This is a genomic window from Alcaligenes aquatilis (assembly GCF_003076515.1).
Taxonomy (GTDB): Bacteria; Pseudomonadota; Gammaproteobacteria; order Burkholderiales; family Burkholderiaceae_B; genus Alcaligenes; species Alcaligenes aquatilis.
On record NZ_CP022390.1, the window covers coordinates 3623729 to 3648841 of the forward strand.

At 56.0% G+C, this 25113-nt stretch carries 26 protein-coding genes; 12 read left to right on the forward strand and 14 right to left on the reverse strand.

Annotated features, from left to right (window positions below; translation table 11 throughout):
* Window positions 1-129: 129 nt before the first annotated feature.
* Genes CA948_RS16580 through CA948_RS16610 form a run of 7 tightly spaced genes read right to left on the reverse strand, consistent with a single transcriptional unit; the run spans window position 130 to window position 6124 of the window.
* A complete protein-coding gene (locus tag CA948_RS16580; RefSeq protein WP_108728575.1) occupies window positions 130-864 on the reverse strand; it encodes an alpha/beta hydrolase in 735 nt (244 codons plus the stop codon).
* 12 nt (window positions 865-876) lie between these two features.
* Window positions 877-1614, reverse strand: a complete 738-nt coding sequence (locus CA948_RS16585; protein WP_108728576.1) for an ABC transporter ATP-binding protein — start codon at window positions 1612-1614, stop codon at window positions 877-879.
* The gene (locus CA948_RS16590; protein ID WP_108728577.1) at window positions 1598-2359 is read right to left on the reverse strand and encodes an ABC transporter ATP-binding protein; all 762 of its coding nucleotides are present in this window, start codon (window positions 2357-2359) and stop codon (window positions 1598-1600) included. Before CA948_RS16590 ends, CA948_RS16585 begins: the two co-directional genes overlap by 17 nt.
* Window positions 2356-3366 carry a branched-chain amino acid ABC transporter permease gene (locus tag CA948_RS16595; RefSeq protein ID WP_238988616.1) on the reverse strand — a complete coding sequence of 337 codons (1011 nt, stop codon included), beginning with the start codon at window positions 3364-3366 and terminating at the stop codon, window positions 2356-2358. Before CA948_RS16595 ends, CA948_RS16590 begins: the two co-directional genes overlap by 4 nt.
* Before the next feature lie 5 nt (window positions 3367-3371).
* A complete protein-coding gene (locus tag CA948_RS16600; protein ID WP_108728579.1) occupies window positions 3372-4253 on the reverse strand; it encodes a branched-chain amino acid ABC transporter permease in 882 nt (293 codons plus the stop codon).
* Between the two features lie 10 nt (window positions 4254-4263).
* The gene (locus tag CA948_RS16605) at window positions 4264-5505 is read right to left on the reverse strand and encodes an ABC transporter substrate-binding protein (protein WP_238988617.1); all 1242 of its coding nucleotides are present in this window, start codon (window positions 5503-5505) and stop codon (window positions 4264-4266) included.
* 40 nt (window positions 5506-5545) lie between these two features.
* Window positions 5546-6124: a cupin domain-containing protein gene (locus CA948_RS16610; protein WP_108728580.1), complete on the reverse strand. Its 579-nt coding sequence runs from the start codon at window positions 6122-6124 to the stop codon at window positions 5546-5548.
* Between the two features lie 95 nt (window positions 6125-6219).
* On the opposite strand from CA948_RS16610, the gene CA948_RS16615 reads away from it, so the two are divergent.
* On the forward strand, window positions 6220-6873 hold the full coding sequence (locus tag CA948_RS16615; protein ID WP_238988618.1) for a TetR/AcrR family transcriptional regulator: 654 nt from the start codon (window positions 6220-6222) through the stop codon (window positions 6871-6873).
* Between the two features lie 41 nt (window positions 6874-6914).
* Here CA948_RS16615 and CA948_RS16620 read toward each other — a convergent pair whose 3' ends face one another.
* Window positions 6915-7829: a LysR family transcriptional regulator gene (locus tag CA948_RS16620; protein WP_108728581.1), complete on the reverse strand. Its 915-nt coding sequence runs from the start codon at window positions 7827-7829 to the stop codon at window positions 6915-6917.
* A gap of 182 nt (window positions 7830-8011) precedes the next feature.
* On the opposite strand from CA948_RS16620, the gene CA948_RS16625 reads away from it, so the two are divergent.
* The gene (locus tag CA948_RS16625; protein ID WP_108728803.1) at window positions 8012-9112 is read left to right on the forward strand and encodes an alkene reductase; all 1101 of its coding nucleotides are present in this window, start codon (window positions 8012-8014) and stop codon (window positions 9110-9112) included.
* Window positions 9113-9143: 31 nt separating this feature from the next.
* Window positions 9144-10166 (forward strand): zinc-binding alcohol dehydrogenase family protein, encoded by a 1023-nt coding sequence (locus CA948_RS16630; RefSeq protein ID WP_108728582.1) that lies wholly within the window; start codon window positions 9144-9146, stop codon window positions 10164-10166.
* A gap of 136 nt (window positions 10167-10302) precedes the next feature.
* On the opposite strand, the gene CA948_RS16635 is transcribed toward CA948_RS16630, so the two are convergent.
* Window positions 10303-10830 (reverse strand): DUF2478 domain-containing protein, encoded by a 528-nt coding sequence (locus tag CA948_RS16635; RefSeq protein ID WP_108728583.1) that lies wholly within the window; start codon window positions 10828-10830, stop codon window positions 10303-10305.
* Window positions 10831-11171: 341 nt separating this feature from the next.
* Between CA948_RS16635 and CA948_RS16640 the strand changes: the two genes are divergently transcribed.
* Entirely contained in the window at window positions 11172-11921 is a 750-nt protein-coding gene (locus tag CA948_RS16640; protein WP_094197673.1) for an IclR family transcriptional regulator, read from the forward strand.
* Between the two features lie 335 nt (window positions 11922-12256).
* Here CA948_RS16640 and CA948_RS16645 read toward each other — a convergent pair whose 3' ends face one another.
* Genes CA948_RS16645 through acuI form a run of 3 tightly spaced genes read right to left on the reverse strand, consistent with a single transcriptional unit; the run spans window position 12257 to window position 15191 of the window.
* The gene (locus CA948_RS16645; protein ID WP_108728584.1) at window positions 12257-13009 is read right to left on the reverse strand and encodes an enoyl-CoA hydratase/isomerase family protein; all 753 of its coding nucleotides are present in this window, start codon (window positions 13007-13009) and stop codon (window positions 12257-12259) included.
* Window positions 13006-14157 (reverse strand): CaiB/BaiF CoA transferase family protein, encoded by a 1152-nt coding sequence (locus CA948_RS16650; RefSeq protein WP_094197671.1) that lies wholly within the window; start codon window positions 14155-14157, stop codon window positions 13006-13008. Before CA948_RS16650 ends, CA948_RS16645 begins: the two co-directional genes overlap by 4 nt.
* 47 nt (window positions 14158-14204) lie before the next feature.
* Complete coding sequence (gene acuI, locus CA948_RS16655; protein WP_108728585.1) at window positions 14205-15191, reverse strand: acrylyl-CoA reductase (NADPH); 987 nt, start codon at window positions 15189-15191, stop codon at window positions 14205-14207.
* Window positions 15192-15531: 340 nt separating this feature from the next.
* Between acuI and CA948_RS16660 the strand changes: the two genes are divergently transcribed.
* The 4 genes from CA948_RS16660 to CA948_RS16675 are packed head-to-tail and all read left to right on the forward strand — an operon-like array spanning window position 15532 to window position 20079.
* On the forward strand, window positions 15532-16530 hold the full coding sequence (locus tag CA948_RS16660) for a Bug family tripartite tricarboxylate transporter substrate binding protein (protein WP_108728586.1): 999 nt from the start codon (window positions 15532-15534) through the stop codon (window positions 16528-16530).
* A gap of 34 nt (window positions 16531-16564) precedes the next feature.
* Window positions 16565-18667, forward strand: coding sequence for an acetate--CoA ligase family protein (locus CA948_RS16665; protein ID WP_108728587.1), 2103 nt, complete (start codon window positions 16565-16567; stop codon window positions 18665-18667).
* Window positions 18668-18710: 43 nt separating this feature from the next.
* Window positions 18711-19463, forward strand: coding sequence for an enoyl-CoA hydratase/isomerase family protein (locus CA948_RS16670; protein WP_094197667.1), 753 nt, complete (start codon window positions 18711-18713; stop codon window positions 19461-19463).
* 55 nt (window positions 19464-19518) lie between these two features.
* Window positions 19519-20079, forward strand: coding sequence for a cysteine dioxygenase family protein (locus tag CA948_RS16675; RefSeq protein ID WP_108728588.1), 561 nt, complete (start codon window positions 19519-19521; stop codon window positions 20077-20079).
* 29 nt (window positions 20080-20108) lie between these two features.
* On the opposite strand, the gene CA948_RS16680 is transcribed toward CA948_RS16675, so the two are convergent.
* Window positions 20109-20594, reverse strand: a complete 486-nt coding sequence (locus CA948_RS16680) for a YbaK/EbsC family protein (protein WP_094197665.1) — start codon at window positions 20592-20594, stop codon at window positions 20109-20111.
* A 117-nt stretch (window positions 20595-20711) separates the two neighbouring features.
* Between CA948_RS16680 and CA948_RS16685 the strand changes: the two genes are divergently transcribed.
* Both CA948_RS16685 and CA948_RS16690 read left to right on the forward strand, forming a co-directional pair.
* Entirely contained in the window at window positions 20712-21131 is a 420-nt protein-coding gene (locus CA948_RS16685) for a DUF411 domain-containing protein (RefSeq protein WP_108728589.1), read from the forward strand.
* A 116-nt stretch (window positions 21132-21247) separates the two neighbouring features.
* On the forward strand, window positions 21248-21631 hold the full coding sequence (locus CA948_RS16690; RefSeq protein ID WP_230019252.1) for a DUF4168 domain-containing protein: 384 nt from the start codon (window positions 21248-21250) through the stop codon (window positions 21629-21631).
* 149 nt (window positions 21632-21780) lie between these two features.
* On the opposite strand, the gene CA948_RS16695 is transcribed toward CA948_RS16690, so the two are convergent.
* On the reverse strand, window positions 21781-22875 hold the full coding sequence (locus tag CA948_RS16695) for a metal-dependent hydrolase (RefSeq protein WP_108728590.1): 1095 nt from the start codon (window positions 22873-22875) through the stop codon (window positions 21781-21783).
* A gap of 213 nt (window positions 22876-23088) precedes the next feature.
* Here CA948_RS16695 and trhO point away from each other — a divergent pair, with 213 nt between their 5' ends.
* Together trhO and CA948_RS16705 are read left to right on the forward strand one after the other, a co-directional pair.
* Window positions 23089-24096 carry an oxygen-dependent tRNA uridine(34) hydroxylase TrhO gene (gene trhO / locus CA948_RS16700; RefSeq protein ID WP_108728591.1) on the forward strand — a complete coding sequence of 336 codons (1008 nt, stop codon included), beginning with the start codon at window positions 23089-23091 and terminating at the stop codon, window positions 24094-24096.
* A gap of 148 nt (window positions 24097-24244) precedes the next feature.
* Window positions 24245-24928, forward strand: a complete 684-nt coding sequence (locus CA948_RS16705) for a glutathione S-transferase (protein WP_108728804.1) — start codon at window positions 24245-24247, stop codon at window positions 24926-24928.
* Window positions 24929-25113 lie beyond the last annotated feature (185 nt).

Below are 25113 nucleotides of genomic sequence, written 5' to 3' on the forward strand. Positions count from 1 at the left end.
CGTTCCTGTGTGCTTTTTCGGCAGATCTCTTGACGGTTTTGGGTCGGAAGTCGAAAAGTGGAGCAGTGTCGGCTTGGGAGTGTGAACAAGCCCGCTGTTAGCGGGTTTGTCTGGTTAAAGAGGGAACGTTTAAACAATAGGGGGTGCGCAGGAGAGGTAGGGTTCCAGAATGTGCAGTGTTTCGAGGGGGTGGGAAATCATGCAGTCATGGCCAGCTTGTAGTTCCAGATAAGGCCAGCCCAGTTGGCGGGCATATAACTTGCTGCTTTCCAGGGCGCTGAGAGCAGGTTGAGTACAGTCCACGTAGATGCCGGGATATAAGTCTGGGTCTACATTCTGTATGTCTGTGTAGCTGCGGGTGGGGTGCGGTGTCAGCAAGCTATCCGCCCAGCGAATGTGAGCTGGGTCATTCACCCCCATATTCGCAACCGTGGGAACAGGAAAGACCGTTGTGTCGTTGCTGCCTTGATAGCTTGAAGCCAAGCGCTGTCGGCGTGTCGCCGGGGGATGTGAGTAGGCCCAGCTTTGACCGCCAGGGACCAGGACTGCATCGAGATAGACGGCACGTTGAATGTGCGTGCTGCCGGTGATATGCAGTTGTTCTTGCAAGCCGGGCATGATCAGTCCCGCATAACTGTGTCCGATCAGGACGCATTCATCGAGTTCCTGATATTGAAAGAACGCCACAATATCTTGTATGTGAGTGTGTATCCCAACCTGGGGGGTCAGAAGATGGGCGCGGTCTCCCAAACCGGTGAAGGTGGGGGTGAAAACCCGGTGTCCGTGTTGCTCTAGCAAGGCCTGTAGGTTGCCCCAGCTCCAACCTCCGTGCCAAGCTCCATGTAGTAAAACGATATTCGACATAACAGTTTCTGTTTACACTGCGCAGTAGCGGTCCTGCATCTCCTGATCGGCCAGGAGCTCGGCAGCACTGGCGCGGTGCACAACCGCCCCATTGTCTATAATCACCGCCCGGTCTGCGATCTCCAAAGCGAGGGCCACGTTTTGTTCGACCAACACCACGGTTTTTCCTTGCTGGCGTAGCTCGGTAAACAACGTAAACATTTCATCGACCAGTTTGGGCATAATCCCTTCTGAGGGCTCATCCAGCAAAATAAGCTTCGGATTGCTCATCAGGGCACGCGCAATTGCGAGCATTTGCTGTTCCCCTCCAGACATCGTGCTGGCCGTTTGCTTAAAGCGTTCTTTCAGGCGGGGGAAAGTTTGGGCAATTTCCTCAATACGCTCTGCCTGCTTGTACTGGCCAGGTATAGCTGCCAGACCTAACTGCAAGTTTTCCAGCACCGTCAGTCCGGGGACGATTCTGCGCTCTTCGGGAACGTAGCCCAGACCGTAGCGGAAGCGTTGATGGGCAGGGCGAGCTAGTAGTTCTTGCCCTCCATACACTACTGATCCTTGAACTTTCGGTACCAGCCCCATAATTGCCTTCAAAGTGGTGGTTTTGCCAGCGCCATTTCGACCGAGAATAGCCAATAGCTCACCCTCTTGAACGCAGAGGTCAAGGCCTTGCAGAATGTGGCTGGGCCCGTACCAGGCTTGCAGATTGGTGATGTGTAGCGATGTGTTTTTCGATAGGCTAGTGGTGGGCGACATGCTTTTCCCCTAAATAGACACGCTTGACCTCGGCATTGTTCATGATTTCGGTTGGTGAGCCTTCTGCGAGCAGGGCTCCGTGGTGCAGGACAAGAACCCGGTCGCTTATATCCATGACCATCTTCATCTTGTGCTCGACCAGCGCAATGGTGCGTTGTTGGCGCAATGCCTGGATCAATTCGATAATTTGTACCGTCTCTTGTGGCCCCATGCCGGCCGTGGGTTCGTCCATCAAAAGCAGTTCGGGATCGCTGGCCAGTGCCATGGCAATCTCGAGTGCACGCTGCTCCCCGTGTGATAGGGCACCCGCCAGCAGGTCGGCTTTGTGATCCAGTCTGACCATGGCTAGCAGTTCTGTAATGCGCTTTTGAGCTTTGGGGCGCTCGTCACGTACAGTCCAGAAATTTAGGGAGGTTTTGGGAGTCTCTAACGCTAGAAAAACATTTTCAGCCAACGTGCTTTCCAGAAAGAGGCTGGTGATCTGATGAGACTTGGCAATGCCAATATTGACAAACCGATGCCGGGGGATAGGCCGGGTGTTTTGCCCTTTAAACAAAAGTTGTCCAGCATCCGGTTTGATGGTGCCGCTCAACATATTGAACAGTGTGCTTTTTCCCGCCCCATTGGGGCCGATAATTGAAAGCAGCTCTCCGCGTCGGATGGTAAAGCTGATGTCCTTATTGGCGACATAGCCACTGTAAATTTTGCTCAAACCTTGGGCGGAAAGAATGATGTCGTGTGTCATGGCTTTGGCTCCGCAGGACGGCCCTGTCCTATTGTTTGAACACCACCCCAAATACCTTTTGAGAAAAACAGGACCAGCAGCATGAACAAAATACCGCTGATCATTTGCCAGTAGTCAGTCAGGTCAGAAAGAAGATTTTCAGCGCCCAGAAAGACAACGGCTCCCACCACCGGGCCAACAAAGGTAGCCATGCCCCCTAGCAGTACCATCATCACGACTTGTCCAGAAAGGTGAACTGAGAGCGTCTCTAACGGAACTGTACCGATGTGATAGGCGTACAGAGCTCCCGCTAAACCGGACAGTAAACCGGAGATTGCAAAGGTAAGCTGCCGAACTCGTAGAACAGGCACACCGCAGGCGGCTGCACGTTGCTCATTTTGACGAATCATGGATAAGGAGCGGCCCAAAGGGGTGTAGAGCAAGGCGCGTAGCAGGCCCAAGGCGCCCGCAACAATTATAAAAATCAGGTAGTACTTGCTCAGTGGGTCGGCACTGGATAGTTGTAAAAACTCCCAGTCTATTTGCAAGGGGGGGACGCCCCGCAAGCCGTTGTCACCCCCGGTCCAGTTTGCATTACGGTAAGCAAAAAAGTACGCACATTGTGCCAATGCTAATGTGATCATGGCAAAGTAGATGCCACGCACCCGTAGAGATAAAAAAGCAAAGATCACGCCGATTCCCAAACCTACCACGGCGCCAAACAGTAAAGACAGCCCCCAAGGTAATTGAGCGTGGACAGCTGCGATACCTGCCGCGTAGGCTCCCCCTCCAAATAAGGCTGCGTGTCCTAGCGATAGCATGCCGCCATAACCGAAGACTAAATTGTATGCACTGGCAAACAATGCAAAAATCAGCATCGAGGTAGCCAGGGATTGATGGGGCACCAGCCAAGGAAGCAGGCTCAGGAAGGCCAGTGTTCCAAGCAGGTCAAGCCATCGTTTGGGGCGCTGTAGACGGGCAGAAGGTCTTGCGCCGTGGTGAGATCTCGTAAGAGTTGATGTTTGCATTGTTTTTATCCTAAAGCTCCGCGTCGTCCCAGGAGACCTTGGGGACGTGCTAGTAGCATCAGAGTCATCAGCACATAAATGGAGAGTTCTTGGAATTCGGGTGCGAGCAAGGTTACGAAACTGACAACCATGCCGATAAGCAGTCCGGCCAGCACCGCACCAGATAAGGAACCCATCCCTCCCACTACCGTCACAACAAAGGCATCGACCAAGATGGCTGAGCCCATATCGGGATGTACTCCACGCATGGGCGCTGCCAGAATGCCTGATAAGGCAGCCAGCCCTGACCCTAGGGAAAAGGCCATGAGCCAGACTCGGGAAATGTCGATGCCTAGAATGCGAATAATGGTGCCATCTTGAGCTCCGGCGCGGATAATCAGCCCCCAGCGTGTGCGCTCCAGAAGCAGCCACAATAACAAGACGAGTCCCAGACAAAGACCGATTAAAAAGAGCCGGTATCCCGGTAAGAGGCCAAACCCAAGATCGATCACCTCGCTTAGCGCATCGGGAGTATCAACGTGAACGCCTTCCCGCCCGAAAATCATGCGTACAGCATCGACGATGACATACGCCGCTCCAAATGTAAGCAGAAGGGGGTAGTCGATGCCTTTGCCGTACAGACGCCGAATTAGAAAACGCTCGAAGAGCCCTCCGATGGCGGCACCGCCTAGTGCCGCGACAACGATGGCTGCAGTAAAGCTCTGTGTGTATTCCAGTGTGACAAACCCAAGATAGGCGCCTAGCATGTAAAAGGCACCATGCGAGAAGTTCACCACGTTAAGTAGGCCAAAAATCAGTGTTAGCCCGACAGCCAGCAGAACATAAATGGAGCCGAGTGCCAGTCCAGCAGCGGCTTGTTGGAAAATCAGGTCTATAGTCCATTGCATAATGTTGCCCCTACGCGGGAAAGCCCAGGTTCTGGCAAGACATCAAACGATTTTCCGCCGCCTCTTCGGTTGCCAAAATCTCGAAGAAATCATCGTCAGTCTTGGCTTGCTCGGGAGCTTTGGACTGCACGACAAAAACAGATTGCACGGATTGATGGTCGCAGCGACGGTAGAACTGAGGGCCTTTGTAATAGTCGTACTGCATGGAGCTGAGTGTGTGAACAAGTGCGTCAGCCTCAACGGATTGAGCCTGGAGAGCGGCTTTCAGGGGAGACAGTACGCTGGCATAACCCAAGGCCGCGTAATCAGACGGATTGGCACCGTGCGCAATGGCACGAAAACCAGCGTTAAATTTGGCCGCGCTAGGCACTGAGTCTTCAATGCCCCAGTAGTAGCCGATGCAGCCTAAAACGTCTTCATAGACCTTATGTCCGTCCACTTGTCTGGCGGTATGCACCATAAGAGGCACAGCCAGTTTCATTTTGCGTTTCAAGCCGAACTCCCGGGCTTGCTTTAAAGCGACTTGTTGGTCTCTACCAAAGTTATTAATGACCAGAAGGTCGGGTTTGAGCGCCAGAATGCGTGGGAACAGCGTGGAGTAATCATTGACGCCTAAAGGGTGGCGAATATCTTCGACAATTTCTGCTCCTTGCTGTTCGGCAGCCAGCCTGAAACCCGCTGCCATTTCTTGCCCATAGATATATTCGGCCGTCAGCATGACGATACGCTTGGCACCGCGTGGCACCACGTAGCGAGCCAATGCGCCCGCAGTGGCTGTTGGTGTTAGTCCCTCATGAAACAGGTATTTGCTCCATTCTGCTGCCTGGTTTATTGAATCGGAGTTGGCAATAGGGGTGTACGGTACGCTTTTGGCTTTGATGACGCTGTTGATCGAGAAGGCGGCGGGGCCAAATGGGCCCGCGATTAAACTCACCTTTTCGGTTTCGACCAACTCCAGTGCGCGCGTTGCACCTTCCCCAGCATTTAGCCTGCAATCGCGTACCAGCAATTCGGCCATACGGCCATTCAGACCACCAGCTTCATTGAATTGCTGGATGGCTAATTGGGCACCCAGTACCTCCAGGCGAGCGTCGGCGCCGTAAGGGCCTGTAAGCGGTGCGATGAAACCGATCTTTATGGGTGGGTTGGCTTGTGCCCGTGTCCAGCTAGGCAAGGATAAAGCCGTGAGTGAGGCCGCCGAAAACTGGAGTAGTCGACGACGCTTGGGGGAGCAAATAGCGTTCTTATCCATAAGAGGAGTCCTTGAGAGCATGGGCCGGGCAACTGGAGTACTACTGGGTATTGGACTGGTAGGGGGCGAACCGCTGCGTTGCGTTTTCGGTGTATTCGACTTTGGGTTGGGTTCCGGCAATGACATAGAGCAGCAAAGACTCCTCCAGTGGGTCTCCCTCGCTGATATTTTCAAATCCGCGAGCAATACCGGCAGGCATGGAAATCACGTCGTAAGGGCCTAGATCTACATGCTCTTGTTCAGGGCCCTCGTTAAAGAAAAACCGCCAACGGCCTGTCAGAGGCATAAAGGTTTCGTTGGTGTCATGTACATGGGCAAAGGCCCCGCAGCCAGGCTTGGCCCACGCAAAGCCCAGGTTAAATCCTTCATTGATCGCAATGGCGGCAGCTGCTGAGGCCGCAGAGCCGACAGGAGAAAGTCCTCCTTTTTCGGGCGCAGAAAAGCCGATGACGTTCATCAGTGTGCGGGCACCTGAAGGGTGCTTCATATCGGGTAGCCCGGTGCTGGCTCCATGCAGATCTGCGAATCGGGCGACGCGAGCCAGCATTTCCTGGCGGGAAGCAACTCTGCAGGGAATGATTCGGTTCGAATCAGTGGGATGTTGGTTATGCTCAATCATTGTGTGCTTTCCTTGAAGTTTATCAATCGATAAAAAAGATTATCATGCGATAATTTAAGTTCCGCAATTTAATTTCGATGAGGGGTTTCCCTAGCATGGCTGAACACTTACCGCCTTCAGACACACCCAAAAAAGAGGCCGATATTCCACGAAGGCATTTGTCTGGAGTAGACCGACGGGATCAAATTGTGGAGCAGGCCATTGAGCTTTTTGCTCAAAAGGGATTTGCCTTGACGACTCGAGAGTTAGCGCGTGAGCTGCGCATTACGCAACCATTGATGTATCGGTACTTCCCTAGCAAGCAGGATCTGATTGAACAGGTGTATGAGCGGGTTTTTTTAAGTCGCTGGAATCCGCTTTGGGAGGTCTGGTTAGCTGACCGCAGTCGTCCATTCCGGGATCGCTTAGTGCAGTATTTTTCCGACTACACCCAGGCAATATTGACCAGCGAGTGGGTGCGGATTTTTCTTTATGCAGGCTTACAAGACCCGTCTTTGAACCAACGTTATCTACAAATGCTCCATGAGCGGATCTTCAGGATCCTTAGCCAGGAGTTGCAGTACGACTTGGGGCGGGAGCAGGCCTTGACACCGAGACAGGCCATGTTGGAGAACGAGGCCTGGTGGGGATTACACAGTAGTTTTTTTTACATGGGCGTGCGCAAGTGGGTTTATCAGCTTGAGGTGCCCGATGAACTTGAAGCTGTTATTGCCTATCGAGTTGATGCTTTTCTGGACGGATTAAGGTAAATACTTGCGCGGGTGCGTCCAGTGTAGTTTGACCGACACGCTCAAACAGAGGGTGTCGGTTGCCATGTCTCGATACGCTGGACAATAAATCTGTGCAGCTCGCGCAATAGTGGCGTGATCTGCTGGCGGCCGGCCGCCAGCAGGTAAAGGGGCGAGGCTTCAAATCCCCAGTCTTGGCAAAGCGGAAGTAAACGGCCGTTGGCCAGATCGTCTGCTACATCAAAGTAGGCTTTATAAGCAATGCCTTTGCCCAATAAGGCCCAGCGCCTGACAACATCCCCATCATTGGACACATTGACGGCTCGGACATCGACGGTCATTGCTGGCTCTCCGGCTCGTTCAAAACGCCAGCGATCATGTACGTCCCCACCTAGCATAAAACACAGGCAGTCATGCTCTTTTAGTTCATACGGGGTTGTGGGGAGGCCGCGACGGCTCAGGTAAGACGGTGCGGCACACAGAACGCGGCGGTGCTGGGTGGCAATAGGCATCGCCACCAGATTGGAGTCAGCTGGATGGCCATAGCGAAAGGCGGCGTCAATGGGTTCGCTGTACACGTTGGCCAGCCGGTCGGACAGATGCAGGCGTATGTCTATGCCCGGATTGGCATCCTGAAATTCGTTTAACCAAGGCAACAGCACGTTGCGTCCCAGGTCAGACGGTGCGGCCAGCTTCAGTTGGCCACGGGAGCCGGGGCCACCGCTGGCCAGTTGCAGGCTGGCCTGTTGCAGGGCGGACAGGGCGGGACGGCATTGAGCCAGGAACACTTCGCCTTCAGAGGTCAGCCGCAAATGGCGGGTGGAGCGCAGGAAAAGCTGTACGCCCACTTCCGCCTCCAGGCGCTTGAGTGCCGCGCTGGCCGCTGCCGGTGTAATGCCCAACCCTCGCGCTGTGGCCGATAGGCTGGCAGTGTCTGCGGTGCGAACAAAAATTTCCAGATCCTGCAGTGCTTTCATGGCGTGTCTCGCTGGGCTGAGTTCAACGTGTTTATGCTGAAAAGTGAACTAATGGGATTAATTATGATGCGATTTTCAAAATATTTTTGAAAATCGTTTCAAGCAAAGGCCTGTTTTTCTAAAGAGTCTGAAAAGGCACACTGTGATCCACACTTCCACTTTCTTGATGAGGGTTGCAAATCATGGCTTTAGAGACATCTGTTTTGTTTTCGGCGTTAAACGTGGGCAGCTTGCAGCTACCGAACCGTATCGTGATGGCTCCCATGACGCGTAGCCGTACCGATCAGCCGGGGGATATTCCGAATGCGTTGATGGTCCAGTATTACGCTCAGCGTGCCAGTGCGGGTTTATTGATCAGCGAAGCCACGCAAATTTCTCGGCAAGGGCAAGGCTATAGCTTCACTCCCGGTATTTACACTCAGCAGCAGGTGCAGGGCTGGCGTCTGGTAACGGATGCCGTGCACCAGGCCGGTGGTCGGATTGTCTTGCAACTGTGGCATGTAGGCCGGATGTCTCATGCCAGCTTTCATGCCGATGGGCAGACTGTGGCTCCCTCGGCCTTATCGCCTCAGGCCCAGGTTTGGGTCGTGGGGGAGGATGGGGTGGGGCGGATGCTGGATTGCCCCGTGCCGCGTGCTCTGACCGAGCAAGAGATTGCCGCCGTGATTGAGGACTATCGCCAGGCCGCCGCCAAGGCGATACAAGCCGGTTTTGATGGCGTGGAAATCCATGGGGCCAATGGTTACCTGATTGATCAGTTCCTGCGTACCACCTCTAACCATCGTGAAGATGCGTATGGCGGCAGTGTGGAAAATCGTGTTCGCTTTGCCAGAGAAGTGGTCGAAGCGGTAGCGGGCGAGATCGGGGCAGAACGCACCGGTATCCGTTTGGCTCCCTTTATTACGCAGCGCGCCATGAACTGCCCCGAAATCATCCCCACCATTTTGCATTTGGCGAAGGTATTGGACGGCAAGGGTTTGGCCTATATCCACTTGTCAGAGGCGGATTGGGAGGATGCGCCTGAGATTCCTGATGATTTTCGTCACGCCTTGCGTGCCCATTTCTCGGGCCGAATTATCGTTGCGGGCAAATACGACGCACACAGAGCCGAGCAGATTGTAAAGAGTGGCCTGGCGGATCTGGTGGCATTTGGCCGCCCCTTTATTGCCAATCCAGATTTGCCAGCACGCTTGCGTCATCAGCTTCCCTTAGCCAGCTTCGACCCCCACACCTTGTTTGGAGGTGGCGCACACGGCTACACCGATTATCCGAGCATGGCCTAAGACAGACGACTGATTTTAAAAAGGAAAAAAGATGAAAGCGATTGCCTACAAAGTCCCTCAAGCGATTGAGCAGCCCGAGTCCCTGTTGGATGTTGAGTTGCCCGACCCGGTGGCCACAGGCCGTGATCTGTTGGTGCACGTACAGGCGGTGTCGGTTAATCCGGTCGATACCAAGGTTCGGGAATCGGCTCAACCTGCGGAGGGTGAACAATACAAGGTGCTGGGTTGGGATGCCTGCGGGATTGTGCAGGCGGTAGGACCACAAGTGAGCTTGTTTCAGCCTGGTGATCGCGTCTGGTATGCCGGTTCCATTGCGCGCCCTGGCACCAATAGCCAACTGCATTTGGTGGACGAGCGTATTGTGGCGCATGCGCCCAAAACGCTGAATTCTGCGGCGGCGGCTGCCTTGCCCCTGACCACCATTACGGCCTGGGAGATGCTGTTTGACCGCTTGGGCGTAGCCCCAGGAAAGGCTCCTGCTGGCAAGACTTTACTGATTGTGGGGGCGTCTGGTGGTGTGGGTTCTATTTTGACGCAGTTGGCTTCCCGCTTGACTGCTTTGACCGTCATTGGCACTGCTTCCCGCCCTGAAACCCAAGCTTGGGTGAAGGAGCTGGGCGCGCATCATGTCATTGACCACAGCCAGCCTTTGGCAGCGCAACTGGAGCGCATCGGGCATCCGGAAGTGGATTATGTCGTCAGCCTGACGCATACCGATCAGCATTTTGACCAGCTCGTGCAGGTCATTGCCCCGCAGGGGAAATTCGGTTTGATTGATGACCCGGCCAGTCTTGATGTGGGCAAGCTCAAACGCAAATCTGTGTCTTTGCATTGGGAATTCATGTTTACCCGTTCCTTGTTTGGCACGGACGATATGCAGGCCCAGCACCGTTTGTTAAGCGAAGTCGCAGCCCTTATTGATGCGGGCTTGATACGTACTACCATGACGGAGCGTTTTGGCAGTATCAATGCCAGCAATATGAAGAAAGCCCATGCCTTGATCGAGTCGGGCAAGGCAAGGGGCAAACTGGTTCTGGAGGGGTGGGGCCAGTAGCACCAAGCTGTGTTCTAGCCTTTAGCAGGCTGTAGGCTTACTGCTGTTCAGGCGTGGAGCTAGTTGATAAGGGCCGGCCGCATGGCCTTGGGTGGCTTTGCAGGTTTTGTGAGGGCAATCGTGTCAGGTGGCCGATTCAGGCTGCCTGACGGCTACTCTCGAACCAGTTCCACAGTGCCTGGCGCTCTGGCGCCAGCTCCACGGCCAGCCCACCCGTAAACTCACGCCAGGCAGGCAAATAGGTGTGGGCGACCACGGTCAACACCGGGTAGCCTTGGTCGATCAAGGCCATGATTTCATTGTTAAAACCCTGGCCGTCTGCTTCCATGATGCCAAAGCGATTCACAATCACCAGATCGGCAGGGCTTTCCAGCGCCTGCCGTAGCACTTCGCTGGCTTCCAGCAAGGCGCCAATATCCAGACAGCAAGCCGTGGATTCCGAACCCAGGTTCTGGGTGATGGGATAGAGCGTGCCCTTGTCCAGATCCTGCACGGTGCGCAGGCTATGACCTTCCTTCTGGATTTCCGGGCCTTGCACCAGACCACAGACGCGGTAGTTTTTCGCGCGCAACTCCTGCACGAATTCCAGCAGCAAGGCGTCGGCACTGCCTTTGCCTGCATGCACGATGGCCGCAAGGGCAAAGGGCGTAGAAGGGGTGTCCATCGGGGTTGGGCTCCAGGCGACGGTTGAGTTTATGGATTAAAGACACGTTGTACACGCTTTTAGTAATCGCTGGGAAGCGGCAAGTGGGCCTGGGTTTGCTGCCGCACTGCATGGGCCTAGATGGGTATTCAGACTGAAGTACGTTCAACACTGACGATCCTGATACCTGAATATCATGACCTGTTCAGGCTGGTGTTCACCCATGTCAGGGGCACTGAAGAATAAGTAGGGCCAGGGCTGCTTGCTTGTTTCGATTTTGAATCAGTCTTGTCACCACCAAGGGCGTAGGCCCGGTTCCATGAGACAATTCATGCACTTTTAGTGATTGATGGGATATTCGATTGGACAAGACTTTTGTTAAGGGCCTGGTGCTCCTGGAAGCCCTGGCCAAGCACGAACGAGGCTCGGGTGTGACCGAGCTGGCCAATCAACTGATGCTCAATAAAAGCAATGTGCATCGACTGTTGCAGGCGCTGGTTCACCAGGGCTTTGCGCGCAAGAACGAAGACACCGGGCGCTACGAGCTGACCATGAAACTGTGGGAGTTGGGCTCGGGCTTGGCCAATCGGCTGGATGTACGCGTGGAGGCTTTGCCCTTCATGAAAGAGCTGGCCGAGCAAACCCAGGAAACAGTGCATTTGTCGCTGCTTGATGGGGTCGAGGTGCTGTATATCGAAAAGATCGACAGCCCGCAGCCTGTGCGTGCCTACACCACTGTGGGCGGACGCTCGCCTGCGCAATGTGTGGCAACGGGCAAAGCGATGTTGGCCTGGGCCAGTGAAGATACCTTGAATCTGATCAAGAACCGTCTCAAACCTTATACGCCGCGTAGCCTGGTCAAGTTTGGTGATTTGCGCCGTGAACTGGAACAAGTGCGCGAACAGGGGTATGCGATTAACCGGGGCGAGTGGCGTGAGCAGGTCGTGGGTGCGGCTGCACCTATTTACGACAGTCGGGCAATGGTGGTGGCGGCGTTGGGCATTTCCGGGCCTGCCGAGCGCCTGGAAGAAGCGCGACTGATTCAGGCCGGTAAAACCTTGATGACGGCAGCGGCGCAGATCTCGCGCCGCTTGGGTTATAGCGGTCGCTAAACCGTTATAGAAGACAGGTTCCGGGCTGGATGAAACAGCCCGGATTGGAACTGCTGTTAAAACTTGGATGGCTTCGCCCATGTTTTGTCGCCGGGCCGCCCCAAGACAAAAACTCCCCCTTGGGGGGCAGCAAGCCGAAGGCGTAGCGTGGGGGCTTTTTTTGTCGCCGGGCCGCCCCAAGACAAGAACTCCCCCTCGGGGGGCAGCAAGCCGAAGGTGCAGCGTGGAGGCTTTTTTTGTCGCCGGGCCGCCCCAAGGCAAAAACTCCCCCTCGGGGGGCAGCAAGCCGAAGGCGCAGCGTGGGGGCTTTTTTTGGGGCCGTTCAATATCAGCGTTCAAGACTTTGCGGCCTGCCTGAAGGCCGCGATTCTTTCCTTGATGCCGGGTGCGGAAGCCGAGCGCACCAAGGCTGCCATATCCCGATCAGCCTGTTGTGGGCAACCCGTTAACTGATGCAGATAGGTGCGACTGCTCGCGTCCAGCAAGCCTGCTGTTTGTTGAGCTTGCTCGATGACCGCAGGCCACGCGTCGGACTCTTGCGTGTCGTCAATAAATCCTAGTTGTTTTGCTGTGGCAGCATCAAAAACCTGGCTTCCTGCCAAAAGTTGATGAGCCTGCTGACCGCCGATCAGGGCCGCCAGTCTGCCAGTTCCCAAGGCTAGCCCAAACTGCAGTCCAGGCATGCGAAAGCGCGCGTCCGCGCTGGCCACGCGCTGACGGCAGACAGCAATCAAATCCACGCCTGCGCCGAAGTTTTGCCCATGCGCCAGGGCCAGGGTGGCGCACGGTGTGTGGGCCAGCCTCTGCAAGAGGGTTTCGATGCGGATAAAGCGCAGCACCAGATCCCCCTCGCTTTGCTGCTCGTAGTCGCTGAAGTCAAAACCGGCACTGAAGTTACGGCCTTCACCGCGCAAGATCAGCAGATCGGCCTGGGCCTGTTCTGCGGCCTGCACGGCCGCGATCAGGGCTTCGACTAGCTCGGCCGACAAGGCATTGCGTTTGTCGGGCCGGTTTAGCGTCAGGGTCCAGACTTTGCTCGCGCAGTCCACGTTCAGGCTGGGGCTGCGGCTGCAATACGGCGCTGTCATGGGGTGACTCCGTGCAAGATGCTGTCGTTATGTTCGCCCAGCGCGGGGGGGGGCAGACGGACGGGCAAGCCCACCCCATTAATACGCAGGGGCGAGATAAAGCTGCGGGTGTCCGTATCCGTACCCGGCAGGCGAATGTTTTGCACCCATTCCATATGTTCGACCTGCGGGTCGCGCAAGACGTCGGAATAGCGGTTGATGGGGCTGCAGGGTACGCCTTGGGCACGGAATTGGGCCAGCCAATGTTCGCAGTCGTGCTGCACAAAAATGGCTTCCAGCAATTCACGCAAGGCGTCTTGATGTTTGGCGCGCAGGGTGGTGCTGGTAAAGCGTTCATCCTCGGTCAGATCCGGGCGTTCAACAACCTGACAGACAGAGCGCCACAGCGCGTCGTTGCCTGCGGCCATGGCGAAGTAGCCGCCTTTGCACTGGAAGGCCTGGTAGGGCGCATTGCGTGGATGGGCGGAGCCCAGCTTGTCCGGGTCGCGGCCACTGCCGAAATACTCCGAGGTTTGCAATGCAGCGATGGCTAGTGTGGTCCCCAGCATGGGTACGTCTATATGCGCGCCCTGGCCGGTGGCACGAGCTTGTGGCAAGGCGGCGCTGATGGCAAAAGCCGCATATAAACCGGCAGCAAAATCGGCCAATGGGACCCCGCATTTAACCGGGGCACCGCCTGCCTCGCCAGTGACGCTCATCACCCCGCTCATGGCCTGAATCGTCAGATCGAAACCGCCTTCTTGCGAGCGTGGGCCGCTTTGTCCATAGGCGGAAATGGAGCAGTACAGCAGTCTGGGGTTAATAGCTTTCAGACTCTCGTAGTCCAGTCCTAAACGTTGCATGACGCCGGGCCGGTTGTTCTCCAGCAAGACATCGGCATTCAGCACCAGTTGGCGTGCCTTGGCCACATCGTCAGGGTTTTTCAGATCCAGCGTCACCGAGCGCTTGTTGCGGTTTAGCGAAGCAAAGTTCTCGCTGTAGCCCTGGTTGATGGGCGGCCAGCTTCGTAAGGTGTCTCCCCCTTTGGGGTGTTCGATTTTGATGACGTCAGCCCCCATATCGGCCAACAACATACCGCAGTACGGGCCAGCGGCCACATTGCAAAATTCCAGTATCCGAACCCCGTTCAGGGGCAATGTCGTATCCATGAATCAGCTCCAGAGCGTGATATAGGTAGATGGGGGCCGACAGGGCCTTAGGCGTTCACATCAACCACGATGCGGCCGCGTACTTTGCCCTCCAGTAGCTGGCCGGCCTGATCAATGGCTTGGGAAAGCGTGATGGTGCTGGCACCGATGCGCTCCAGGGCCTCGATGGACAAATGCTTGGCCAGCAAGTCCCAGGCCGCCAGACGCTCGGGTTTGGGGCAATGGACGCTGTCCACACCGATCAATTGAACGCCGCGCAAAATGAAGGGGGCCACAGAAGCGGGGAAGTCCATGCCCTGGGCCAGACCGCAGGCGGCCACTGCGCCCAGATATTGTGTGCCTGCGCAGACATTGGCCAGGGTGTGGCTACCCACGCTGTCAATGGCTCCAGCCCAGCGTTCCTTGCCCAGCGGTTTACCAGGTTCGCTTAAGGTATTGCGGTCCACAATCTCGTTGGCGCCCAGGGCCTTCAGATAGCTTTCTTCCTGAGGACGGCCCGTGCTGGCCATCACGGTGTAGCCCAAGGCATGCAGCAGGGCTACGCTGACACTGCCTACGCCACCGGCGGCACCCGTCACCAGAATGGGGCCTTTGTCGGGTGTCACGCCTTGGCGTTGCAAGGCACGCACGCACAGGGCAGCGGTGTAGCCGGCGGTACCAATCATCATGGCTTGCTGGGTGGAGAAGGCTTCGGGCAGGGGAATCAGCCAATCGCCTTTCACGCGGGCCAACTGTGCCAGACCGCCCCAATGCACTTCGCCCACGCCCCAGCCGTTCAGCACCACTTTTTGGCCGGCGTTGAAATTCGGATCGCTGCTGTCGGTGACCGTACCGGCAAAGTCGATGCCGGGCACCATGGGGAACTGGCGCACTACGGGGGATTTACCCGTCATGGCCAGGCCGTCTTTGAAGTTCAAGGTGGAGTAGTCGATGCGAACCGTGACCGAGCCGTCGGGTAGAGCAGATTCGTCCAGGGATTGCAGGCTGGCCTTGTATTGGCCGTCGGTTTTGTCGATGACGATGGCAGAGAACATGAATGATTCCTTCGATCAGTTAAAGGGTTTTGTTCTGATATTTGGAACGGCGTTCTTAAAAATGACGTAAAAAATCGGTGTTTTCATTGTATCTAGAAGTGCGTTGCGGTCAAGCCCAACGCGACATGATGATTGAACTGGGGAAATCCCGGAGGGGATTAATAGTTGACACTTGAAATCAAATCTCCCACTATTTGAACCGTTGTCCTCAGTTGCTTGTGTTGTTGCTGTCTGTTGTACTCGCGCCGTTTTCACGGCATTTTTAAGATCAAAAACAAGAACAGCGTTCTATATAGTGGAACAATAAGAGAGAAAAACTCTCACACAGGAGGCAAGGATCATGTCTAATTCTTTTTTTTCGCGTACAGGGTTTTTACGCACAATGCTGGTTTCGGGACTGGTGGCAGTGAGCAGCTTTTCTGCCCCGGCGGCCATCGCGGCCGATACCTATCCCAGCCGTGAAGTCACTTTTGTGGTTCCCTATCCCCCCGGCGGCAATAGCGACAATCTGGCGCGCGTGTTTGCCGACCGTTTGCGCGTCAAGCTAGGCGTTCCCATCGTCATTGAGAATCGACCCGGTGGCACGACGTCGATTGGGACTTCCATCGTAGGTCGTGCCAAACCTGATGGCTATACCTTGTTGCTGGCCACCAGCACGGCTTTTACGGTGCTGCCCTATATACGCGATGTGCCGTATGACCCGGTCCAGGGCTTTGAGTTTATTGGCAGCCTGGCGGGTTATCTGCCCATCATGACGGTACGTAATGACTTGCCTGTCTCCAATCTGAAAGAGTTTGTTGAGTTGGCGCGCAAAGAGCCTGGAACCTTGACCTTTGGCTCTGCAGGCATTGCGTCGGGAGGTCATTTGGCCGGCGAGATCTTGAAAAATTCGCAAAAACTGGATCTATTGCACGTCCCCTTCAAGGGGTCAGCGGACACCATGACGGCCTTGCTGGGCAAGCATGTTGATTTTTTTATTGATGGTGTCGGGCTGGAACTGGTGAAAAGTGGTAAAGCCAAGGCCTTGGTCACGTATGCCAGTGTGCGCCACCCCGAATTGCCAGATGTGCCCACTCCCGGTGAAGAGGGTTTTGAGCTCGCTTTGCCTTTTGAAGGTTTCTGGGGGCTGGCTGCGCCCGCCGGCACGCCCGAGCCGGTCATACAGAAATTGGCCAAAGCCACGGAAGAAATCCTGGCCGAGCCGCAAACCCAGGAGCGTTTTCATCGCATCAGTGTCAGCGCCAGCTGGAAAGATGGGCAAGCCTATGCCAAAGATCTGGAAAAAAGCCGCGCCTATTACCGCGAGCTCCTTAAGACCATCAAGATGAGCGATGAGTAAACGCTCACAGAACCCCCAACAGGAGAAACATGGGATGGAGACCGTCACTTGCGTCAGCGCACTGGACGCGTTGCTGGACCCGGCATCCATAGCCTTGGTCGGCGCCTCGGAGGATCAGTCCAAGTTTGGTGGGCGACTGTTTCGCATGTTGCTCAAGCACGGTTATGGCGGCAAGGTCCTACCCATCAATCCCAGCCGCAGCAGTCTGTTTGGTTTGTCTGCTGTGCCCGGTCTGGCTGCGCTGGACAGTGCTCCGGATCTGGCCGTGTTTACGGTGGGAGCCGATACCGTTCTGGAGCAGGCACAGATTGCGGCCCAAATGGGGGTGCGCGGTCTGCTGGTGATCTCTGCAGGCTTTGCCGATGCAGGCGAGCGAGGGCTGGAGCGTGAGCACGCTTTGCTGCGTATCTGTCGTGACTCGGGCATGCGCCTGATCGGCCCTAATTGTTTGGGCATGATCAGCCCCAGCCGCAATCTGGTGCTGTGTTCTTCGCCGGTGCTGGACAGAGACAGCCTGCCGGAGCGGCCTATTGGTTTTGTCAGCCAAAGCGGTGCCTTGATGACCACGTATTTTGATCGGGCATGGGCGATGGGCGGCGGCTTTACCTATGGCTTCTCGGTGGGCAATCAGGCGGACCTGGACCTGTGCGACTTTGTGGATTTCCTGATTGATGATCCCCAGACGCAGGTGATCTGTACCTATATAGAGGGCATTAAAGATACCCAGGCTTTGCGTCGTACGGCTCGCCGGGCTCAAGCCGCAGGCAAGCCCTGGCTGGCCGTCAAGGCCGGGCGTTCCAGTGCGGGCAAGGCGGCCGCCTTTTCGCATACCGCCAGCGTAGCGGGGGACCATGATGTGTTTGCCAGTGTCTGCCGCGATGAAGGCATCAGCCTGATGGACGATATGGGAGCCATGCTTTTGTTGGCAAACAGCATGGTGCGCTTTACCAGCAACAAGATTTCCAAGGTCGCGATTGTGACACCGTCAGGTGGTGGAGGGGCCTTGGCTGCCGATGCCTTGGCAGACCACGGCGTGGAGCTGTCCAACTTTTCTGCTTCTACCAAGCATGCTTTGGCCGCCCACTACCCGGCCGGGCAGGCGGATAACCCGGTGGATTTGGGAGCGCGTCTGACTCAGGACTCCACCGAGGTAGCCCGCGCCACCTTGGATGCCTTGATGCAGGATCAGCAAAGCGATGCGGTATTGATTACGGCCTCCATGTGTCCGCAGGAATGGATGGCGGCTCTGATTGAAAAAATCATCCATCCCGAACCGCACTGGGCCAAGCCCGTCATGGTGGCCTTTGATGCCGGTGCAACGTCCGAGCCTTTGCGGCAGAAGCTGGCCCAGCACGGCCATGCGTATGCCAGCTCCAGTCTGGAGGCGGCCTTGGCCTTGTCGGCCTGGAAACGTCATGGGCAGTTTGTGCCGCGTCAGGCGGCTTTGCGCCCCAGCGCTTGCCAGGCTCCTACCGTGATGCCGCGTGGTGTCCTTAATGAAGACCAGTCCAAGCGTTTGCTGGCGCATTACGGTTTGCCGGTGAATCTGGGTCAGGTATGCGAGGACGTGGAGCAGGCCGTGGCGCAAGCGGAGCAGATGGGCTATCCGGTGGTGATGAAGATCGTCTCTCCCGACATCGTCCATAAAACCGAAGCGGGCGGGGTGGCGCTGGATGTGGCCGACGAGGCCAGCTTGCGACGTGATTTTGCCCGGCTCTACGCGAATGCCAAAGCCTATAAAGCGGATGCCCGTCTGGAAGGTGTTTTGGTGCAGGCCATGGCCAAGGGCGATGTGGAACTGCTGATCGGCGCGCGCCAGGATGCGCAGTTTGGCCCGGTGGTGGTGTTTGGTGCGGGCGGCATTCTGGTGGAAATGTTGTCAGACCGGGTCATTGCGGCCGCACCGCTAACCTTGGCTGATGCGGACCGGCTCTTGTCCACCTTGATGATCGACAAATTGTTGAAGGGGTACCGGGGGCGCATGCTGGATCGGGCCGGTGTGCTCGATGCGATTGTGCGTGTCAGCTTTCTGGCCCACGACTTGCGCGATACCGAGTTTGAATTGGACATCAACCCATTGATTGTGGCGGCCACCCGTTGTCATGCTGTCGATGCCCGCCTGTCCATAGGCACATAAAACCAATACTTATTCTTTGAAAAATACCCAGGAGGAGTCAACCATGTCGGATTATCAGTGCATTCTTGTAGAAAACCACGATGACGGTGTTTCCATCTTTACGATCAATCGACCTGATCGCCGCAATGCCTTGAGTGCCACCGTGGTCAAGGAATTACAGCAGGCTTTTCTGGCCTTTGATGAAGATCCCACACGCCGCGTAGCCGTGCTGACCGGGGCAGGGAACGATGCCTTTTCAGCCGGTGCTGACGTCAATGAGTGGCCCGAATTGTGGCGTGCTATTCCCACGGTAGGCTTTGAAACCGACAAGCCCATTATTGCGGCCGTCAGTGGCTGGTGCGTGGGTGGGGCCTTGGTGATGGCCATGATGACGGACTTGCTGGTAGCTTCCGAGAGTGCCAAGTTTTCTTACCCTGAAGCCAAGCTGGGCTTTACGGGGGGCATCATTTCCGGGCTGGCCTCGCGCATTCCCCATCACGCTGCCATGGAAGTGATCTTGTTGTGTCGCACTCTGGAAGCCCGTCGTGCCTACGATCTGGGCTTTGCCAATGAGGTGGTGCCGGTCGGGGAGCACGTCCAGGCGGCGGTGCGCATGGCGCAGGATCTGGCCAAGATGTCGCCGCGCGTGCTGCAAACCTTGAAGCGCTTTATCAATAATGAGGTGCTCACGCGTGGTCCGTCTGAGCAAATGGCGCGTACCATGCGACACCTGAAAGCAATCGAGGATAGTTATGATGCCAAGGAAGGGATGAACGCGTTCAAAGAAAAACGCGCCCCGGTGTATCTGAACAAATAAGAATTGATTCACGCATTGGGCCGCAAGGCCCAGTCAACGATGGAGACATCCCCGTATGCACCCCCGTTTTGAGCGCTTTATCCAAGGGATGAATGAACTGACGGCCCGCCCTGCGGTGGGCGAGGCGGATATCTTGGGTGATGGCCGCGTTTTGCTGGGCGAGCTGGTGGCCCAGGACGACTGGCTGGCCCCGGAGTACACCCAGCCCCATCCGCAGTTCTATCAGCAGTACTTGCTGTATTGCTGTCCGCAGGAACGCTTTTCCGTGGTCAGCTTTGTGTGGGGCCCCGGCCAGAAAACGCCCATTCACGACCATACGGTGTGGGGCTTGATTGGCATGTTGCGTGGCGCCGAACGTTCCCGGCCTTTTGACCGTGATCCTGATACCGGCCATATGACAGAAGAAGAGACACAGATTCTGGAGCCGGGCGTGGTGGAAGTGGTGTCACCCACGGTGGGCGATATACACGAGGTCTCCAATGTGTATGACGACCAGGTGTCCATCAGCATTCACGTTTATGGCGCCGATATCGGCAAGGTACGCCGCCATGTGTTTGACCCGCAGACCGGGCAGGCCAAGGAGTTTATCTCCGGCTATGTCAACCGGCCTGCATAAGTCTAGGTCCTGCCCGGGGGCTTGCCCCCTCAGGATGCCTGTTCAAGCATGACAGGTGGCTGGGTCACATCAATCCATTGTGCGCTGGTCAGCTCGGCCAGGCGTTGTGGGGTGATGCGTACCGCAGAATTAATAGAACCTGCTGCAGGCAGCACTGTGTCGTAGTCCTGCAAGGACAGGTCGCAGTAGATCTCCAGCGGGGTGGCCAGACCAAAGGGGCAGACCCCGCCGACAGGGTGGCCCGTCAAGGCTTCGGTGCTTTCCAGGTCCAGCATTTTCACACGCGTACCAAAGGCATTGCGCAGCTTCTTGTTGTCCAGGCGGGCATCACCGCGAGCGACCAGCAAGACCACTTTATCGCCTGCTTTCAGACTCAGTGTTTTGGCAATCTGCCCAGGTTCGACTTGGTGCACTTGCGCGGCCAGCACCACGGTGGCGGTGCTTTCGGTGGTTTCAATCACCTGCAGATCGGCAGCGTGTTCGTTAAAGAACTGTTTGACGGAATCAAGACTCATAGCGGATCGGGAAGGATTAGTGTGTTTTGTTAAACTTTTTTGCGAGTGCCTAGTCTTAGCCAAGTGCATCAGAGTGTCAACCAGAGCGCCGTGGCGCTGCAAAACAGGAATGTAATTGTGATTAAACCTTTATTGTTGACGGCCAGTTTGATGGTCTTTAGTTCCGTGGCATTGGCACAGGGGCCCGCTATTACGATGTACCAGGATCCGAACTGTGGTTGTTGTGGGGGGTGGGCACAGCACATGCGCGATGAGGGCTTTGAGGTCAAAGAGGTCAAGGTCGTGAAGATTCAAGACGTGAAGCGGCTTTTTAAAGTCCCGGAGGACCTGGCTTCTTGCCATACAGCGATGATTGAGGAGACGGGCCAACTGATTGAAGGCCATGTGCCCGCCAAGGTCGTCAAACGCATGATGAACGATGGCAGTGTGCGTGGAGTTGCCGCGCCTGGCATGCCTGTCAATTCACCCGGCATGGGCCAGATGGATGGCAATTTAGTTACCGTGGACTTTGATGGGCGTCCTTACTCGCGCGACTGAAAACTGTAACGGGACAGGTGGCATGCAGATACACGAAACTACATAGCGAAACTTGTAAGCGGCCGCCGCACTTGTCATGATGACCATTCATTGACTCTGTTCAGGAGGTTCTATCCATGCAGCCCTCAATTAAAGCTTTTCTTGCTGCTACCGCAGTCGCATTTGGCATGTACAGCCCTTTTGCGATGGCCCAGGGCAATGCGGCTCCGGCCAACTCGGCAGCCCCTGCGGCTACCCAGATCGTTAAACCTACGGATTCTCAACTGGAGCAATATGCGCGCACCTACAAGAAGGTAGCCCAGACCGCTTCGGAATATCAGCCGCGTCTGGATGCGGCCAAAAGTGATGCAGAGCGCCAATCCATCGTGCAGGAGGCCGACCAGCGTTTGGTGGGTGTGGTGACTGCCAATGGTATGGATCTGGCCGATTACAACGGGATCAGTCTGGCTATTCAACAGGACCCGGCCTTGCGCCAGCGAGTTGAAGGGATGATCAAGTAAGGTTTTTGATCCTCGGGTTTGACAGAGCACCGAGTGTCATTGTGTAGTGACCGTAGTGGGTAAATGTAAACCCCCAGGCCCTGAAAAGGCTTGGGGGTTTTTTTTGACCGTCCCCAGCGTGGGTGCTGGGCTCAGTCTAGGCATCCGGCTTATGGAAAATCCGCTTGGGCGCGTGGAATAGGGACGCCGGCATCAATGCGTTTGGCCCATTCTTGTAATGGCAGCGGCGGGACCGGCTCCCAGATACGGCGCAAAATGGGTTTGAGCAACGCGATATCGTGGCCACTGGCCCAGCGATATGGAATCACCGGCAGCCAGGTATCGTTGGCAATGCGCTCAGCGACGACAAAGCGAAAACTATATTGACCAGGGCCCATGCTCATGCGTATATCGCTGACCACCAGCAGGTCATCGATGATGTCATAGCGCAGCCAATTGTCAGAGAACCAGCGCAGTTGCTCTAACTGCTTCAAGGGTGGGAACAAGCGGGTGTAGTCGCTGTGGACGGGCAGGCACAGGGATTCGTACTGATGGCCTTTGGGGGCACGCAGGCGATCGAGCAAACCCACAACGACTTCGCATTCCCGGTCTTGCGTATCGCGTACCAGTACACGCCAGAGCAGGATGTTCATGGGTTGAGCGGCTGAATACACCCGCTCAATGTCTACCTGCTGTTGTTTGAGTTGCTCTGTTGCCTGCTGCTCGGCCCAGAACTTGGCACCGACTGAGGCAGCCAGATACAGGCTACTCAAGAGCAAGGCCCAGGTGCAGGCCCGCACCGTGGCAGGCACTGGACCGCGTATCAGGCCTATGACTGTGGCAATGAACAAGGGAAGGGTGTAGAGCGGGTCAATAATGAAGACGCTGGACCAGGTTGCCGGTGTGGCGGCCAATGGCCACAGCAGCTGTGTTCCGTAACTGGTAAAGGCATCGAGCAGAGGATGGGTAATCAAGGTCAGCCAGATTGCCAGTCCCAGCCGCCCGGCGCTGGCGCGTGCTTGTGGAAACAACAGTCGCCACAAAATAGTGACCAGTATGGCTGCCGCGCTCAGCACGAATAACGAGTGCGAGAAACCGCGATGGCTGACCATCGCGGTAATGGGGTCGCCATATTGAATGAAGACATCCAGATCAGGCAGGGTGGCGATGATGGCACCGGATAGGACCGCCTTGCGGCCATACTGCCGCCCCAGTAGGGAGCCGCAGATGCTGGCACCGAGGACTGCTTGTGTTACGGAATCCATAGCTCTCGTGCAAAGTAAAACAGATACCGGGGCCAGATGCGGCCTGACGGCTTTAGCGTTATGATTTTAAAGTTGAATCCCCGGCGTGCCCCGTTTTTTTTGACAGGCGTCAAAGGTCCAAGGGGTATCAGTCGCGTATAGTGTACGACGGCCTACGTTATCCTTGCGCCTGCGGGCTACGCCACCGCTTCTATCCAGAGAATTCGTTTACCTATGTCTACCTACCTGATCGCGGCTTTATATAAGTTCGTGGAATTGCCCGATTTCGCCCAAATGCGCGACCCCTTGTTTGCTTTTTGTGAACAGCACGAGGTCAAAGGCACGCTGTTGCTGGCGCGCGAAGGGATTAACGGCACTATTGCCGGCCCTCAGGAGGGTATCCGTGCCGTCTTGGCGTATCTGAACTCCGATCCACGCATTGCTGGCCTGGTGCATAAAGAATCCTATGCCGACAAGGCACCGTTTTACCGCCTCAAGGTGAAGCTGAAAAAAGAGATTGTCACCTTGGGTGTGCCAGATCTGAAAACCGCCGAAATGGTGGGCGAGTATGTTGCCCCCGAAGACTGGAATGCCCTGATCAGCGATCCGGATGTAGTGGTGGTGGATACGCGTAACGATTACGAAGTGGGCATTGGCACCTTTAACCGCGCCATCAACCCCAAGACCCAAAGCTTTACCGAGTTTCCGCAGTGGGTAGCCGAACAGTCCAAGGAAGGGGGGGTTTTGCATGGCAAACCTCGCGTGGCCATGTTCTGTACGGGCGGCATCCGCTGTGAAAAATCCACGGCCTTCATGCGCTCGCAAGGCTTTGATCAGGTTTATCACCTGCAAGGCGGCATTCTGAAATATCTGGAAGACATTCCAGCCGCAGAAAGCCTGTGGGACGGCGACTGCTTCGTGTTCGATGAGCGTGTCTCGGTACGCCACGGTCTGGAACCCGGCGATTACGATTTCTGCCGTGCCTGCCGCATGCCCATTAACGAGGAAGAAAAAGCCTCGCCCCAGTTCGAGGAGGGCGTCAGTTGCCCTTACTGCCATGGCCATAGCTCTCCCGAGCAGGTCGAGCGTTTTCGTGAGCGCCAAAAGCAAGTGGCCCTGGCGCGCGAGCGTGAAGAGCGTCACATCGGCGTCAGCATGGACGAGCTGACCGAGCGCCGCGAAGCCGCCCGTCGCAAGGCCGAAGAGCAACGCCTGCTGGCTCAGCAAGGCAAGGACGCCTAGCCCTGATCGGGCAGCTGTGTTACCTCTACTAGCTTGATTCTGACGCTGCGTCGTTTATAGTCCGCCCTTCTGCTGAAGAAGGGCGCTTTGCATGAACGCTAGCGTGTTAAGTCCGTGCCCGCAGCATGGCTTTCTAATGGTATCGAGCATGTCCTTATCTGATCTGCCCATTTTGTATTCCTTTCGCCGTTGCCCCTATGCCATGCGGGCACGCTTGGCCATTGCAGCCAGCGGCGTTAGCTGCCAGTTGCGCGAAGTTGTACTGCGTGACAAACCCGAGGCCCTGCGTCTGGCCTCTCCCAAAGCCACCGTCCCCGTGCTGGTCTTGCCCGATGGTAAGGTCATTGATGAAAGCCTGGACATTATGCGTTGGGCTTTGAGCACTCACGATCCCAAACAGTATTTGCAGCCTGAGCAGGGCGATGCCCAGCAAATGTTGGCTCTGATTGCGGTCAATGATGGTCCATTCAAACGGCACCTGGATTGTTATAAATACCCGGATCGCCATACCGAGGATGAACAGTTCACGGATGCTGCCAGTTTCTCGGTCCTGCATCGGGGGCAGGCCAGTGAGTGGCTGATGGACCTGAATGCCCGCATTGAGCAGCAGGCTTACCTGATGGGGCCGCGCCCTTGTCTGGCAGATGTGGCGATTGCGCCGTTTGTGCGGCAATTCGCACAAGTGGACAGGGCCTGGTTTGATGCGCAGCCTTGGACGGCACTCTCAACCTGGTTATTGAACTTTCAGTCCAGCCCCTTGTTCCTGAGCATTATGGATAAGTATCCTGCCTGGACGTCAGAAAGTGAGGTGGTGCGTTTTCCTGCTGTCTGACCATGCTCTTCATCAGCCCGTTCAGTGCTGGCTTGAGCATGTGATGGCGATTGACTGGATGGCTGATCGAGTCATCGATGGTTGCGTTCAATGATTCAGAGCTAGACGCCCAGTGACGATGAAAGGGCAGGGAAAGTGACGTGAAACGGCTAAAGCAGGCAAGAATGAGCCTGTCAGAACAGTCA